Origin of the sequence: Rhodovastum atsumiense, assembly GCF_937425535.1 — a bacterium.
Classification (GTDB): domain Bacteria; phylum Pseudomonadota; class Alphaproteobacteria; order Acetobacterales; family Acetobacteraceae; genus Rhodovastum; species Rhodovastum atsumiense.
In genome coordinates this window covers 4,679,379-4,693,913 of sequence record NZ_OW485601.1, presented here as the reverse complement: position 1 = coordinate 4,693,913, position 14,535 = coordinate 4,679,379, and the positions used below count along the sequence as shown (strand labels likewise).

18 protein-coding genes are annotated in these 14,535 nt (G+C 70.0%); 4 read left to right on the top strand and 14 right to left on the bottom strand.

All coding sequences use genetic code 11. From position 1 onward, the window contains the following. Positions 1-11: 11 nt before the first annotated feature. The 9 genes from NBY65_RS21165 to NBY65_RS21125 all read right to left on the bottom strand — a co-directional run bounded on the left by NBY65_RS21165 (position 12) and on the right by NBY65_RS21125 (position 5,769). A complete protein-coding gene (locus NBY65_RS21165) occupies positions 12-455 on the bottom strand; it encodes a hypothetical protein (protein WP_162530445.1) in 444 nt (147 codons plus the stop codon). A gap of 17 nt (positions 456-472) precedes the next feature. Continuing rightward, positions 473-1,252 (bottom strand): hypothetical protein, encoded by a 780-nt coding sequence (locus NBY65_RS21160; protein WP_150039604.1) that lies wholly within the window; start codon positions 1,250-1,252, stop codon positions 473-475. Further along, on the bottom strand, positions 1,249-1,506 hold the full coding sequence (locus tag NBY65_RS21155) for a hypothetical protein (RefSeq protein WP_150039603.1): 258 nt from the start codon (positions 1,504-1,506) through the stop codon (positions 1,249-1,251). The genes NBY65_RS21160 and NBY65_RS21155 overlap by 4 nt, the downstream gene beginning before the upstream one ends. A gap of 42 nt (positions 1,507-1,548) precedes the next feature. Then, positions 1,549-2,121 carry a peptidoglycan-binding protein gene (locus tag NBY65_RS21150; RefSeq protein WP_150039602.1) on the bottom strand — a complete coding sequence of 191 codons (573 nt, stop codon included), beginning with the start codon at positions 2,119-2,121 and terminating at the stop codon, positions 1,549-1,551. A 3-nt stretch (positions 2,122-2,124) separates the two neighbouring features. Then, positions 2,125-2,358, bottom strand: coding sequence for a hypothetical protein (locus NBY65_RS21145; RefSeq protein WP_150039601.1), 234 nt, complete (start codon positions 2,356-2,358; stop codon positions 2,125-2,127). Positions 2,359-2,463: 105 nt separating this feature from the next. Next, positions 2,464-2,811 carry a hypothetical protein gene (locus tag NBY65_RS21140; RefSeq protein ID WP_150039600.1) on the bottom strand — a complete coding sequence of 116 codons (348 nt, stop codon included), beginning with the start codon at positions 2,809-2,811 and terminating at the stop codon, positions 2,464-2,466. 2 nt (positions 2,812-2,813) lie between these two features. Further along, positions 2,814-4,058 (bottom strand): glycine-rich domain-containing protein, encoded by a 1,245-nt coding sequence (locus tag NBY65_RS21135; RefSeq protein ID WP_150039599.1) that lies wholly within the window; start codon positions 4,056-4,058, stop codon positions 2,814-2,816. An 8-nt stretch (positions 4,059-4,066) separates the two neighbouring features. Next, entirely contained in the window at positions 4,067-4,633 is a 567-nt protein-coding gene (locus NBY65_RS21130) for a hypothetical protein (RefSeq protein ID WP_150039598.1), read from the bottom strand. Next, positions 4,633-5,769: a baseplate J/gp47 family protein gene (locus NBY65_RS21125; protein WP_150039597.1), complete on the bottom strand. Its 1,137-nt coding sequence runs from the start codon at positions 5,767-5,769 to the stop codon at positions 4,633-4,635. Before NBY65_RS21125 ends, NBY65_RS21130 begins: the two co-directional genes overlap by 1 nt. Before the next feature lie 1,081 nt (positions 5,770-6,850). Here NBY65_RS21125 and NBY65_RS21120 point away from each other — a divergent pair. From NBY65_RS21120 to NBY65_RS21105, 4 genes are all read left to right on the top strand, one after another. Continuing rightward, positions 6,851-7,270 carry a curli assembly protein CsgF gene (locus NBY65_RS21120; RefSeq protein WP_162530444.1) on the top strand — a complete coding sequence of 140 codons (420 nt, stop codon included), beginning with the start codon at positions 6,851-6,853 and terminating at the stop codon, positions 7,268-7,270. An 8-nt stretch (positions 7,271-7,278) separates the two neighbouring features. Then, entirely contained in the window at positions 7,279-8,049 is a 771-nt protein-coding gene (locus NBY65_RS21115) for a CsgG/HfaB family protein (RefSeq protein WP_150039595.1), read from the top strand. A gap of 66 nt (positions 8,050-8,115) precedes the next feature. Beyond that, positions 8,116-9,228, top strand: coding sequence for a hypothetical protein (locus NBY65_RS21110; protein ID WP_150039594.1), 1,113 nt, complete (start codon positions 8,116-8,118; stop codon positions 9,226-9,228). A gap of 4 nt (positions 9,229-9,232) precedes the next feature. Continuing rightward, complete coding sequence (locus tag NBY65_RS21105) at positions 9,233-9,703, top strand: hypothetical protein (RefSeq protein WP_162530443.1); 471 nt, start codon at positions 9,233-9,235, stop codon at positions 9,701-9,703. A gap of 33 nt (positions 9,704-9,736) precedes the next feature. Here NBY65_RS21105 and NBY65_RS21100 read toward each other — a convergent pair whose 3' ends face one another. The 5 genes from NBY65_RS21100 to NBY65_RS21080 form a co-directional block, all read right to left on the bottom strand. Continuing rightward, positions 9,737-10,111, bottom strand: a complete 375-nt coding sequence (locus NBY65_RS21100) for a hypothetical protein (protein ID WP_150039592.1) — start codon at positions 10,109-10,111, stop codon at positions 9,737-9,739. Beyond that, a complete protein-coding gene (locus NBY65_RS21095; RefSeq protein ID WP_150039591.1) occupies positions 10,111-10,746 on the bottom strand; it encodes a phage baseplate assembly protein V in 636 nt (211 codons plus the stop codon). Before NBY65_RS21095 ends, NBY65_RS21100 begins: the two co-directional genes overlap by 1 nt. A 7-nt stretch (positions 10,747-10,753) precedes the next feature. After that, positions 10,754-11,866: a hypothetical protein gene (locus NBY65_RS21090; protein WP_150039590.1), complete on the bottom strand. Its 1,113-nt coding sequence runs from the start codon at positions 11,864-11,866 to the stop codon at positions 10,754-10,756. Beyond that, positions 11,863-12,063, bottom strand: a complete 201-nt coding sequence (locus tag NBY65_RS21085) for a hypothetical protein (protein WP_150039589.1) — start codon at positions 12,061-12,063, stop codon at positions 11,863-11,865. The genes NBY65_RS21090 and NBY65_RS21085 overlap by 4 nt, the downstream gene beginning before the upstream one ends. A 171-nt stretch (positions 12,064-12,234) precedes the next feature. Continuing rightward, positions 12,235-14,424 carry a methyl-accepting chemotaxis protein gene (locus NBY65_RS21080; RefSeq protein WP_150039588.1) on the bottom strand — a complete coding sequence of 730 codons (2,190 nt, stop codon included), beginning with the start codon at positions 14,422-14,424 and terminating at the stop codon, positions 12,235-12,237. Between the last annotated feature and the right edge of the window lie 111 nt (positions 14,425-14,535).

The following is a 14,535-nucleotide window of genomic DNA, read 5'->3' as shown; positions in this document are numbered from 1 at the left end:
GGCCGGGCCGGCTAGGGTCCGCGCACGCAGCCGCGCACCAGCGGGGCGCAGGCGGCGTCGCGGCCGCCGACGCCATCGCTGTCGCCGGCATAGCGCAGCCCGTCCACCCGCCCCCCCCGCACCGTGGCGATCACCCGGCACGACGCCACCGCCCCCACCGAGACCGAGCCCGCCCCGGCGAGCGTGACCGGCAGCGTGACCGGCAGCAACGCCAGGTCGAGCAGCGGCAGGGTCATGGAACTCGCCGCCTCGGCGCGATCCCATTGCGCGATCACCACCCCGTCCGGCTGCCGGTCGGTCCGGTCGGGCACGCCCATGCAGGATTCCAGCTCGGCGAGGGACCGCCCGGCCGCCCAGTCCCGCGCCTCGCGCGCCTGCCGCGCCGCGCAGCCCGCCAGGGCCGGACCCAGCGCCACGGTCATCAGCAGGGTCATCATCATCGGCAGGGGGGCCATGCCGTCACACTCCCCGATCAGGCCGCCAGCGCCCTGGACGCGCGCTCCAGCGTCGCGAGGTCGAGCCCCTGCGGCGAGACCCCCAGCGTGTCCAGCCAGGACCGCGACACCGTCGCCTCGCAGTTCAGTCCGTAGCGGGCAAGGAAGCTCCAGCTCATGGGCTGCTCCCGACCCCAGGTGATGCACCAGCAATGGTCGGCGTCGTAGCGTCCGACGCAGACGCGGTGCGCGCCCCAGCTCCCCGGGCTGCCATCCGGCCCCTCGCCCACCTCCCACAGCGCCGCCCCTGCCGCGCTGCGCGGCAGGGCCAGGTCAAGCTGCACCGGCCCGAGGAAAGCAACGGCACCGCGCAGTTGCTCCGGCCGCCCCGGATCGATCCAGGCGATGGCGGGCACGTCCTCCCACTGCGCGCCCCAGGCAATGCCGTCGCGCGCCCACAGCGCCGCCGCCATGTCACTGGGGGTGCCCAGGTCGGTCGCGGCGGTGCCGTCATAACCGGCCCAGGCCCGGTACAGCGCCAGCGCCGCGGCCTCGGTGGGGCGGCGCCGGTCCCCCGCCACCACGCCACGCCGGATCTGGATGGCGCGCAGCGCGGCGCAGGGCACGCAATTGCCGAGCCGGTCATTGCCCAGTGCATCGCCATCCAGGGAAATGGCGCGATGCCAGTCGCAGGCGGGCGGCGGACGCAGCCGCAGCGGCCCGGCCTGCGCCCCCAGGCGCGGCAGCGCCGGATGCGGGCGGTGGACCAGCCCGAGCCGGCCGGGGGAGCCGTGCAGCCCCCCCTCCCCCGCGCTCACGGCCGGCCCGCCGGCGCGCCCGCCGTAGAGGCGGGCGTGGTGGGCATGGCGGTGTTCGGGGCGTTGCGGGCGTGCAGGATGTTGGCACCGAGCGCGTTCACCAGCTGATAGAGCGGCAGCCAGCGCGAGCCATCGGCCGGGCGCGGCCACAGCGCGGCGATGATGGCGCTGGCCCCGCAGAGCGTGAGCATGGGAACGCCGTACTCGGCCGGCACGAGGCCGAGCACCGCCGTGACGACGGTGGTGATGTCCATGGTTCTCCTCCAGGAAGCGCCGCCTCGCCGGCGGCGGAGCGTTCACGCGGCGATGTCGGCGAGGCCGGCGGCTGCCATTGCCGCCCACAGCAGGGCCACGCCCGGCCGCCGGCAGACCGCGCCGGCGCTGAAGCGTCCGTCGGCGATGAACTGCCCGGCCGAGTAGTGGGTCGAGCCGGCCCACAGATAGGGCGAGGCCACGCCGCGCAGCCGGTAGCCCATGCCGTTGAAGCGTTCGGCCCGCCACAGCGCCGGCGCCGCCGACCAGTCGTCGAGCCCCCACACCCCGGCCAGCACCAACGCGTCGCGCGCCGAGCTCTCCCAGGTGAAGGGCGGTTGCCCGTCCGGCGGCCGGCCGCACGGCACATGCACCGTGCGCGCGCCGAGCGGGTCGCCGTTATGCAGATGCCGGCCGAAATCGGCCGAGCTTTCCATCTGGTGGATCGCGGCGATCCACCACCAGGGCACGCCACCGCCGATGGCGTCGTAGCGCGCCCGCCCGGCGGCGAGCCCGGTGGCCAGGTCCGCCGCCACCGCCGCCACGCCCACGCGCGGCTGCAGCGTCTGCCAGCGCGCGAGGTACTCGGGCCGCAACGCCGCGAAGGACAGATCCATCGCTCAGCGCCCGCCCCGCCATTGCACCCAGAGCTGCTGCAGCGCCACCAGCGCGGCCGCGACCGCGCCGACGCTGGCGAAGGCCAGCACCACGCCGCGCCGCACGCGCCCGGCCGTGACCATTCCCACCCCCAGATTGGCCAATGCCTCCAGCACCTCCGGCTCCAGCTGCGCCAGGTGGCGCAGGCGGACGAGCTCGGCCGGGCTCAGCCCGGCGGTGGATTCGATGTCGGCCATGACGGCCTCCTTCGGTGGGGAATGGATCGACGTGCCGGGAATGCCGCTCCCTGTCCGGGGCGTCCCCCGCTCCCGCGGATCCGCGCGTCGCAGGGGGCGGCCCGGTCAGGTCCCGGGCGGGTATTCCGGCCGCTCCGGCAGGGTCGCGACCGTGGTGGTGCCCGCGGCGATCGCGCGCAACGCCTCGCGATAGGTCAGCCAGACCGCCGGCACCGCCACGCCGTGCTCGGCGCAGCGCAGCACGGCGATATCGGAGGCGCGCAGCGCCAGCCGCGCCGCCGCGGCAAGGTCGGGACCGGCGGCGGCCGGCGCGGCGAAGCCCGTGCCATCCCACCGCCACCCCTCGCGCACCGCCGCGTCGCAGGCAACCCAGAGCAGCGACGGATGAAAGCGGCCCGCCGGATCCGTGGCCGTGAGCTCACGGACCATGCCGTCCTCGATGCATGCCCACATGTTCACCACTCCACGATGACCAGGCCGTTGGCGCCGCCCGACCCGACGCCACGGATGCCCTGCGGGGCCCCCGCGCCGCCGACGCCGGGCGCCTGCCCGCCGGTCAGCTGCCGTGAGGAGCGATTGGAGGTGCCGAACGGCGTGCCTCCGCCGGTGCCGCCGTAATTGCCGTTGCCGTCGTTGATGACGATGGCGTCGAGGCCGTCGCCACCGATGCAATTGTAGTTGCCGCCGGCGCAGATCCCGCCATTGCCGCCGACCGGGGCGGTGCCGCATTTGCCGCCCGCGCCCCCGGTCGCCGAGATCAGCGCCCCGAAGCTCGAGGCCCCACCATTGCTGCCGTCGGTGCCCGCCGTCGGGTTGTAGCCGCCGGCGCCGACGGTTACCGGCCAGGTGCTGCCCGGCGTCACGGCGAAGACCCCGACCGCGGTGCCGCCGGCACCGCCGCCCGAGCCGAGCGCGATCGGCGCGTCGGTGCCGCCGCCGCCCTGTCCGCCGCCGCCGACCACGGTGACCCGGATGCGGGTGACCCCGTTCGGCACCGTCCAGCTTCCCGAAGCGGTGAAGGCCCGGATGTTGCTGAAGCCCGGCGCGAGCTGCGGCAGCTTGAAGGGGATGAACGGCGCGGCCGGATGGATGGCGATGTTGCCGGCGCCGAGCGCGGCGGTCCCGTACGGGATCGTCACCACATAGAGCGGCACGCAGCCGCTGTCAGCGACCGGCGTCCCCTGCAGGCCCGCCGTGGCCGGCGTACCCGGCCGCGCCGATAGCGCCACCCGCTGCAGCCGTCGCGTCGGCTGCGCCACGCCGTTGTTCCCCGGGCCGCCAAAGGGCAGCGCGGGGTTGGCGGCGTTCAGGTAAGGCAACAGCGCGGGATTCGCGTCGGTCTCGGCGAAGGCGCCCTGGATCAGCACGTTGCACGCCTGCCCGGGTGAAGGAGCGGCCGCGAAGGGACCGATCGTGACCGGCTCGACGTTGATGCCCATGCGCACGATGCCGTCGCCATTGGTCCCCAGACTGGAGAACCCGGCGGCATCGGTGACGCCGAAGGCGGTGAGGCAGCCCTGGCCGATGACGAGGCTCATGCTCGCGGGCGAGGTCGGTGTCGCCCACAGCCCGTCCGCCACGGTCGTGGTGCCGAGGGTGGCGCCGATCAGCGCGCCGAGCGCCTGCAGCGTCGCCACCTGGGGGAACAGCAGGTCGGTTTCCAGGGGCACGGCCCCTGGATAAATGATGGCCCGGTCCATGGATTTCCTCAGTTCCTGATCACGGTCCAGACGCCTGCGCCGGCCGGTGCCATATCGGCGACCGTGGCGAGCAGGTCGGCCGCGGCGGCGCCGCCGCGGGGGATGGTGACGAAGGCCTGGCAGGGCAGCAGCGAGCCCCAGGCGCCGGCCGCGCCATAGCCGATGGCGATCACGCCGCCACCCCAGGCGCCGCAATCCGCCGGCCGCCACGGCTCGATGATCGCCGGGTCCCGGCCGGTGGCCACCAGCAGCTCGGCCGCGAGCCCGGCGCGCGTGCCGCCCTGGCGCAGCAGCCGGCGCCGGATCGCCAGGCGGTAGCTGTCATCGCCCAGGCCCCGGCGCGGCAAGGCGCGGCCGAAGAAGTCATAGGCGATCAGGTCGAGCCAGCCGCCGGAGGCGGTGGCGACGCGCAACTGCGCGCCGGCGAACTGCACCAGGTCGTGGACCAGCGTGCCGCAGGAAGCGGCCGCGGTCAGCAGCGCGTCGCGCAGCACGGCCGCGCCGGCGGGGAACCACGCGGATGGCAGCACCGCCGCCATGCGCGCGACCATGTCGTTCAGGTCCCCGGTCGGCATCAGGACACCGTGACACTGGCGAGGCTGGTGCGGATCACCTGCAAGGGGGTGGCGCCCAGGTCGGCGGTCGCGCCGTTCAGCGTCACCGCGGCGACATTGGCCACGCCGTCGGTGGCGAAGGCGGTGGCGGCGACGCGATAGAACGGCAGCGCGGCACCGGTCGGCAGGGCGTTCACCATGGCGACGATCGCGGCCCGCACGGCGGCGCGCACGGCGGTTGCGTCGTACCCCTCCGTTGCCGTCACCACCAGCGTGATCCGGGCCGTCACCACCGACGGCGCGTAGACCGCGCAGCGCACGCCCAGCGCGCGGTAGCCCTCGATCGCCTCGGCCACCGCGGTGAGCAGCGAGGCCGGCGGCGTGCCGGTGCCATCGTCGACCACGACGAAGAAGAATCCCGGATTGGCCGAACCGTCCGGATTGGCGCCCTCGGTCAGGGTCCAGGTGACGCCCTGCTGCACCGTGGAGATCGCATAGCCCACCGCCGTGCGGGTGGCGCGGGCGAGGCTGGCGATATAGGCGGCGAAGCGCGCGCGCAGCGCCGCATCCGTCTCGGCGTCGGCGCCGCCGGAAAACCCCGCGCCGTTGCTGCAGGAATCGATGCCGGGAAGGCCGGTGGCAAGCGCGGTGACGGTGCCGGCGGCGGCGTTGCCGGCCGCCCCCGCCGCGAGCGCGCGCACGCTGGCGGTCACCGCGGCCACGCCCGCCGCCACCGGATAGCCCCCGGCCGCCACGACATAGGCGGGGTTGGCCGCATCGACGATCACCTCGTAGCCCTGCGAGCCGTCATCGGTGGCCACGCGCGCGCCCACCGGCACCAGCGCGGCGGCATCCGGGGAGAAACGGGCGAAGCTGACCCGCCCGCAGGCGACGGTGGCGGGAAGCCGGGTCATGCCGTAATCGGCAACGAAGCTGTCCACGTCGGCGCCGTTCGCCGTGCTCAGCCGGGCACGGGCGAGCACCTGCAGCACCAGCCCCTGCAGCCACAGCGCCACGGAGGCGAAGGCTTCCAGGATGGCCCGCAGCGCCGAGCCCGGCGCGAGGTCGAGGCTGGCGCGCCCGGTCCGGCCCTGCACCACCGCCGCCTGCGCCGCAACCAGGGTGGTGAAGCCACGTGTGTTCAGCGAATCGCTCATGCCGCCCTCCGTGGCCGGCGGCCAGGGGCGGACTTTCTTCTGTTCGACATGGTCCCTCCGCTGTTTCGGGAACGGCGTCCACCGGCCCTGGGGCATGGCGGGCAGTGCCGGCCACGTCCCCTCCCTCTGCCTGATGATGAGGGGCAGTAATGTTTTGGTGTGATCGTCTTATGTGATTGGCAAATATGTGGTCCAGATTTCAGATTAATTAACCGCATCTATATCAAAACAATAAAGATACAAATTCTATTTGAATCAGCCGCTGGCCCGGACCACGGGGCACGCCTCGCCCCCGCCGATTCCGGCCGGGCGCTGCAACTGAGGCTCCCCGCCAACGGTGGGGAACATCCCCCAGGCCTGGCGGACAACACCCCAGGGATGGGCAGCGTCTCAATTTCAGTAAGCAAGCTCCAAGATTCGAGACGACATGCATGAAAGTATCGAAAATCGGTGCATGTCTCCATCAAGGTTGCAGCCTCTGGCACCTTACACTGCATTATTGTCGACAAGAAACCAAGTATACTCCACCTTAGGTTGCATAACATTCGTTGCCATTCGCAACCTAACGGTACTAATCACCCCCGTTAATCGCCCTTCGCTTGCAGAAGCGTAAAAGAAAGCTATTATCAAATTAGCGTGAATCGCGGGCTCATCCGCATGAGCCGGTCCAGAAGGAGCAAAGCGAGCCATGACATGCGGGGCCTGCACCATCGCCGTGATTGTCGGAGGGATGCAGCGGGTCCACGGAGCCAACGGGGATCCGCCATGCGAGGCAGATCCTTCGCACCGCGCGCTCCGGTCCGTCCCACGACGCATTCGCACTTGCCGCATGGCCCCGAGACCACATCGAGCCCCGGATCCTCGCTTCTTCGCCTGAATCGCCACCCGCCTGGTTCTTCCCCAGCCAGGCCATGTCGGTTCGGCATCGAACAGGCATCCCCCCACAGCTTCCCCTTCGACGCCGAGTGTTTTCCGGATGAGCCCTCAAAGTTCCGCTGATGTGAAGCCAACTCCGGCGACCAGTCGTGGCGGCAGGCGTGGTTGTGGGTGCCCCCGCAATCGGCACGTCCCGCTCCTTGCGGTGACGCTGGCCTGTCTCGCGGCGATGCCGGCCCATGCCACCGATCTGGTCTACGTGCTGCAATCACCGAGCTTCGGCGGCAGCAACGACACCGCGCTGTCCCGGGCGCAGCTCGAGAAAAGCCTGGTCCAGTCCCGCGACGCGGCGCGCGAAGCCGCCGCGAAGGCGGCTGCCGCGGCCGCCACCTCAACGACCACCACCAGCCCGAGCCAGACCTTCGTCAACACGGTGACCGCGCAGATCACCGCCCTGGTGGCACGCAGCATTGCCGACAAGATCGCCGGCTCGAAAGATGGTGACGCCGGCACGGTCGTCGCCAACGGCGCCACCATCACATACGTCAATGCCGATGGTCAGTTGAACGTCACCATGACCACGGCTGAGGGCACCACGACGCTGTCGATACCGACCGGGCAATAAGCTGCGCCATGCGACGACTTCGCTCACTCGTCGGCCCGACAACGGCCTGTGTGCTGATGCTGGCACAGGCGGGCTGCGTTCAGGATCCCTTGCCCTCGGCACAGCCGTTCACACTTGAATCGGAACAGATCCAACTGCCGCCGCCGCCGCACCGAGCACTGACCGTCAGCGTCTACAACTGCATCGACACCACCGGCCAAAGGCGACCAACCGGCTCCTCACAGGAACTCAGCACCGCCGTGCCGATGGACTGCACGCCGTATCTGATCGAAGCGGTCCGCTCCCTCGATAGGGGATACCTGAATCTCGTCGAACGGCAGCACGTGGACGAATTGCTGCGCGAGCGTCAGATCGCCACGCTGGCGCTGAACAACGCCGCCAATGGCACTCCCCCGCGCAAGCTGAACACGCTGCGCGTGGCAGAAATGCTGCTGGTCGGCCAGGTGGTCGCCTATGACCGCGAGACACGACAGGTCTCGGCAGGCGGCGCGTTGGGCGGCATCGGCGGCAACACCACCCTGGTGACCGACCTGATCACCTTCAGCCTGCGTGCCGTAGCCGTGCAGACCGGCGAGGTGCTCGGCCAGACCATGGTTACCAAATCGGTCACCTCGCTGAAGGTCGGCGGGCACCTGACCAAGATCTTCACCACCAACGTAATGGAAGCGGAACTCGGCGGCGCCGGCAACGAGCCGGTCGGGCTTGCCCTGCGGGTCGCCGTGCGTGGCGCCCTGGCCCAGCTGATCAACCGCGGCATCCAGGACAAGTGGTGGAGCTAACCCGACGGTCGGGCACGCAGGAGGCCCGGCTGTCGTCCAGAAAGGAGACAGCTTATGCGTAGGTTCATGTTCACTCTGGCGGCCTCGACCGCGGCCATGGCGATCGCCGTGCCGGCCTTCGCCCAGAACACCACCGAGGGCAACGCCAACAGCATCTACATCGACGCCGCCAGCAATAGCGCCGGATCGGTGAACACGCTGTTTATCCAGCAGGACAGCACTGCTCCGTCCAACACCGTGGCCGGCAAAACCGGCACCGGGGAGAGCACCGCGGCGAGCCTCGGCGCCGGCACGCCCTTCGGCGTCCGCGGTGACTGGAACAAGGTCAGCATCACTCAGAACAAGGCGAACAACACCTTGGCTGGCACGATCAAGGTCAAGAACGGCACCGGCAGCAAATTCGTCGGCACCTATACGACCGCCAGCACCGACAGCACCAAGGCCTCCAAGAATACGCACTTCGTCGACATTTCCGCCGACCAGACCTTCACCGGTGTCGTCAACGGTCAGTCGGTCGACAACATCGCCGTCAACGTCACCAATACCGACGCGACCGCGGCCGCGAAGCCGAACGTCATCAAGGACACGATCGCGGTCAATGGCAGCCTCGCCTACGGCCTGACCGTCAACGGCGCCGGCAACACCATCACCAACAATGTTACCAACACCTATGCGTCGAGCGGAGAAGGCGCCAGCTCCGGCGACACCGTGCTGAGCCTGAACGTGACCGGCAGCGACAACACCGTCACCAACAGCGTCTACGGCAGCGGTGGCAACAAGAAGGTGGCCGTCACCCTCGCCAGCAGCGGCAACTTCGTAACCAACAACTTCGGCGCCTCCGGGGCCACCGTGAACGGCGACCAGACCTCGATCCTGACCGCCGACGGCACCAGCAAGATCGACTACTCGCTGTCGTCGACCGCCGGCAACACCTATGCCAAGGTCGCCCTGAACGATGTGCGCGGCGCCAGCGGCGCCACGGGCAAGATCCAGGTGACGCAAAGCGCGACAGGCGCCTACCTGGACCTGACCGTCAACAGCGGCGGCGACACCAATACGCTGGGCACCACCCTCGCCAACAACAGCGGCATTGTCGTGACGCAGGCAAGCGCGAATGCGACCTATGTCGGCACCGTGACCGGCAACGGCGCCGGCTACACCGTGAGCATCGCCCAGTAACCGGGTGCCCGCTCATCCTTCCACCACCCTGGCCGCGGTTCCTCCGCGGCCAGGCCCCGGTGGGGTCGGCATCCTGGCGGGCGCCCTCCTGGCGCTCGCCCTCGTCGCCCCGGCGCACGCCGCCACGCTGCTCGCCTGCCGCACCCTCGACCTCGCGGCACCGGTGATGTCGTCGCTGAAGATCCCGGCTGGCACGCTGTTCCGCGACGACGGCCGCGCCGACGATCCGCTGGCACAATTCAACGGCGACAAATGGCAACTCCGGCTGGAGACCATCCTGGACGCCGAGATCGCCCCGCTCGATGAATGCATCCGCGTCCCGGTGCGCATCACCAGCGATTCCTCGGTGAAATCCGTCTCGCTCGGCGATAACCGTCGCTTCGTCTATGCCGGCTCCAGCCAGATCCTCGACGCATTGCCGCCGTCGGAGGAACTGATGACGGTGAAGGGCAAAGTGCTCGACACCGTGCCGTAACGCCCGGCCGCCGGCATCGTGCCGGCGCGTCGGCTACGCCTCCGCGGCGACGGAAAAGCCCAGCAGCACCGCCTCCCCGGTCTGCGCGTCCTGGTACTGGATGCCGATCGCCACGATGCCCGGGCTCGGCCGCGTCACCGTCACCACCGGCGGCGGATCCTGTGCTACCGCGTCCTCCTGCAGCATCTGCGTCAGCACGATCGCCTGCAGCGCCGCATCGCCGGTCAGCGCGCCGATCTGGCCCGGCAGCCCGGCGCCGTACTCGGGCTGCCAGATATACTCCCCGGGCGTGGTCAGCAGGCGGCGCAGCACGCGTTGCCGCCCCGCTTCCGACCCGCTCGCCAGCAGCAGGTCGCCGCCGGGGGCCATGGCGAAATCGCCGGACCAGACATGGGACAGATCCGCCATCAGGGCACCGTGCGGTTGGTGATGTCGCTGGTCACCGTGGCGGGGCCGGGCTCCACCCAGGGCACCGGATGGCCATGCGCGTTGTAGGCGTCACGCAGGTAGCCAAAGGTGTGATGCGCCCCGTCATGGTCGGCGATCTCGCCGGAAACCAGCAGGTCGCCGATGACATGCGTGGTCGGCGCGGTGATGGTCACCCCCGCCGGCCCGTCCACGCGCACCGCCTCGGCGCCGGTCACCTGCACCACCCGCGCGTTGATCTCCGCGGTGCCGCCGTTCAGCAGCCGGATGCGCGCACCCGACTGGTGCACCAGCCACGCCTCCCCGGCCGGCACCGCCGGCGGCCGGTCCTGCAAATTCGGCAAATGCCCGGTTACCATGCCGGTGCCGACCGCGCCGCCCAGGAAGGACACCGCCACCTGCGTCCCCGGCACCGGGCCGCAATACAGCCCCCAGCCATTGCCGGCCCAGGCCGGCGACAGCGCCAGCCACTGGCTTTCGGTGCCGTCCTCGCCGAACAGCACCTTCACCGCGTGGCGGTCGGGGTCGTAGCTGGTGACCACGGCGGCGCGCGGCTGCGCCAGCCCGCGCACCGCCCGCTCCGCCTCGCGCCGGATCAGGTTCAGCAGATCGTCCATGGTGCCCCTACAGCGTGACCTGGTTGCGCGGGCTGCTGTTCTTGCAGCGCAGGCTCATGCGCGAGCCGCAGTCGAAGCTGAACTCGCGATCCATCTCGACGATGAAGTAATCCTGGTCGAAGGCGGTGCCGGTGCCGGACAGGCGCAGCCTGCGCCGCACCGTCAGCCCCGGCACCGCCGGCAGCCCCTGCAGCAGCAACGTGCGCTCGTGCCGGCTCAGCTCCGCGAGCTTCTTCTCGGCAAGCTGCTCGGCCTGCACGCGCGTCAGTCCTGGCACGGTAAAGACGTAGCTGTGCGGTGGCAGGTTCTGCGAGCGCATGCGCTCCACCGGCCGGCGGATGCGGGTGCCGCGCCGCGTCACCGTGATCGCCGCCTTCTGCTCGTGGTTCCAGGACCGCACCGTGACCTGGATGTCGCGCGCGAGCGTCAGGTTGCGCTCCAGCGCGATCACCGGCGCGTTCGCGCGCATCGTGCCCTCGACCGCATCGGCCGGGTTGTACAGGATGCCCAGCGGCGGCAACTCCACCGCCGGCGGCTCGCGCACATGCAGCGTGCGGTCGCTCACCCACACATCCAGCCCCTCGCGCTCGACGAGCCAGGTCAGCAGCGTCCATTCCGACACTGCATCGCTCATCTGCACGTGCTCGCCCTTGTAGTAGTCGCCGGCCTTGACGGTGGTCTCGGTCACGTCCGCTTCCAGGCCGCGCCGTTCGGCGAGCATGTGCGCGATCTGCGACAGCGTCTGGTTGGGAAATTTCTCGCTGGTGCGGGTGTCGATCAGCAGGCTGGCGTAGTCGCGTCCGCGCAGCACGATGGTGCCCTGCTCCAGCCCGACCGCCACCTGGTCGACCAGGCCGCGGATGATCGTCGCCGGCTGCGTCCGGCCCTCCAGCCAGGCCAGCAATTCCAGGTCGATCGCGTCGGTATCGGCCCAGTACGCCGGGCCGTGGCCGCGCGGCAGCGCCGAACTCGCCAGGTGAGCGCTGAACAGATCCGCCGACCAGTAGTTGTTGCTGGCAACGGAGAAGCGCAGCAACCCCGGCACGAACTGGCCGTTGACCCGCATGGCGATGCGCGGCGCCCGCACATCCGGTGCGGGGATCACCAGGATGCCGCTCATGGCAGGCCGAGGATGCCATCGGTGGTCTGTCCTTCGCCGGCCGGGGCGGGGATGCGCAGCGTCACTACGCCGGTCAGCATCGGATCCCACAGCCCGTTCAGCCGGGCGATGCGATCCCATTGCGTCGCATCGCCGAGTTCCTCGGCGGCAATCCGGAACAGGTTGCCGCCGGCCACAGTGATCGTTTTCGCGCTCATCCGCTTGCTCCGAGAAGGCCAGGGCTCTGCCCTGGACCCGGCAGGGGCCAGCAGGCCTCTGCACCCCAATCGCGCTGCGCAGCAGAAAATGGGTTCCAAGGGCGGAGCCCTTGGTCGGTCCAGGGCGAAGCCCTGGTGGGGCGCGGGGCGACGCCCCGCCGCTGCCGGGCCTTACCCATTGCGGCCTTCCCGCACCCGGCGTTCGGCGTTGTCGGTGGCGTTGCGCACGCTGTCGAGGATGATGCCACGCAGTTCGCCCACGCCGCCCGCAAGCGACGTCGTGCCGCCCTTGACCTTCCCGGCCACCGAGCCGCTCGCCACGGCATCCTCCGCCACCTCGGCGATGCTGCGGCTGACCGCCAGCACCGCGGCGCTGCTTTCCGCCACGTTGCGGGCGATTTCCTGCGTGGCCGTGGCCTGCTCGGCCACCGCGGCGGCGATGGTGTCCGAGACCTGTGCCATGCGGTCAATCGCCCTGGTGATCTCGGCGACGGCGCTCACCGCTGCCCCGGTGGCGCCCTGGATATCGGTCACCTGTCGCGAGATTTCCTCGGTGGAGCGGCTGGTCTGCACCGCGAGGTTCTTCACTTCGACCGCCACCACCGCGAAGCCGCGCCCCGCCTCGCCAGCGCGCGCCGCCTCGATGGTGGCGTTCAGCGCCAGCAGGTTGGTCTGGCGGGCCACGTCGCCGATCAGGTTGACCACCGCGCTGATCTGCCCGGCCATCTCTGAAAGCGAATGGATCCGCTCCTGCGCCTGCCCGGCGCTGTGCACCGCCTCCTGCGCGAGCTGAGAGGCGCGTTGCACCTGGGTGGAAATTTCGCGCACCGAGCCGCTGAGCTGCTGGCTGGCCGCGTCAACGCGATTGGTGTTGCTCTCCGCGCGCTGCGCCGCCTCGGCGACGCGCGCGGCATTGCCGCTGACGCGCTCGGCTGCCTGTGCCATCACCCCCGCTTCGCCGGCCATGGCGTCGGTCTGCTGGCCCAGCCGCTCCATGGCAGCGCTGGCGTCGCGCTCGATGGTCTGTGCCATCTCCCGCACCGCGTCGCGACGCTGCAGCACCGCTTCCTGCTCCAGTTCGTTCCGGACGGAAGCATCGTAGCCCATGCGCGCGCGCATCGTGCGCAGCAGGCGGATGATGCTCCAGAATTCACGCGCCGACGGCATGGTGATCGGCCGGGTGAAATCGCCCTGGGCAATGTGGGTGAAATAGCTCTCGAGCTCGCGCAACGGCCGCCCGACCGTCCTCAGCAGCATCCAGCCCAACGCCACCGCGGCGGCGCAGCAAGCCAGGACGATGCCGATCACGCTCCAGAACTGGCCGTTAAAGGCAGCTTCGGCGGTATCGTACACGTCCTTGACCTGACGCACCTGGAACGCCTCCAGGGCTTCGGCCGCTTTCGCCGTCGAGCGGAACAGGGGCAGCAACTGGCGCTCGACCAGATCCTGGGCAGCGGTGAAATCTCCCACCTCGCCCAGCGCCATCACCCGCGCCACGCCGTCGCGGTTGAAGGCTTCACGCCGGGTGGCGAATTCATCGGCGAGTCGGCGCTCCTCCGCGTGCATGCCATGCGCGGCGAAGCTGCGCCAGGCGGCCTCGCCACGTTCATTCAGCTCGCGAAGAATCCGGATCCGTTCCGAGGGCGTCCGGCCGCCATGGCCCTCGCGGTCATAGGCCAGCGCCATGGCGTTGCGCATGGTGTCATGGATGTTCTTCTCGATCGCGGTGACCTGGACGATGCCGCCGACTTCTTCATGGAACACGCCCGACAACGCCTGATTGGACTGCGTGATGCCGTGCAACCCGAGCCATCCCACCAGGACCAGCGCCAGGGTCAGCAACCCGAAGCTGCCGCCAATCCGACCACTGAGGCTTAAGAAGGCCGTACGCAACGCCGCCATCAAACCCCGGCGCAGGATCTGGCCGTCGTTCAGATCGATCCCCTGGCCGGTGCCACCGCGCAGGGCGGCATAGGCGGCCTCGGCGCCGGCAATTTCCTCGCGGGCCGGCCGGCTGCGGATCGAAATGTAGCCGACGACACGCCCTGCCTCGATGATCGGCGCGACGTTGGCTCGTACCCAGTAGAAATCCCCGCTCTTGGTGCGGTTCTTGACCAACCCTTCCCACGGACGGCCGGCCTTGATGGTGGCCCACAGATTGGCGAAGGCCTCCTTGGGCATGTGCGGATGGCGCACCAGATTGTGCGGCTGACCGATCAGTTCGTCGCGGGAAAAGCCACTCACCTGCTGGAAGGCACGGTTCACGAACGTAATGCGGCCCGTCGTGTCCGTGCTCGAAACCAGCGGCGCATCCGCGGGAACCTCGATTTCCCGATTCGTGACCGGTTCGTTCAGACGCATGTCATCATTCCCAGCCCGCTCTGTCCCAGGCCACTTGCAACCAAAAGTCAACAAGCGATGTACCTAGCTAAATCCGCAGACCAAATACAAACCAAATCCACATTCCAACAT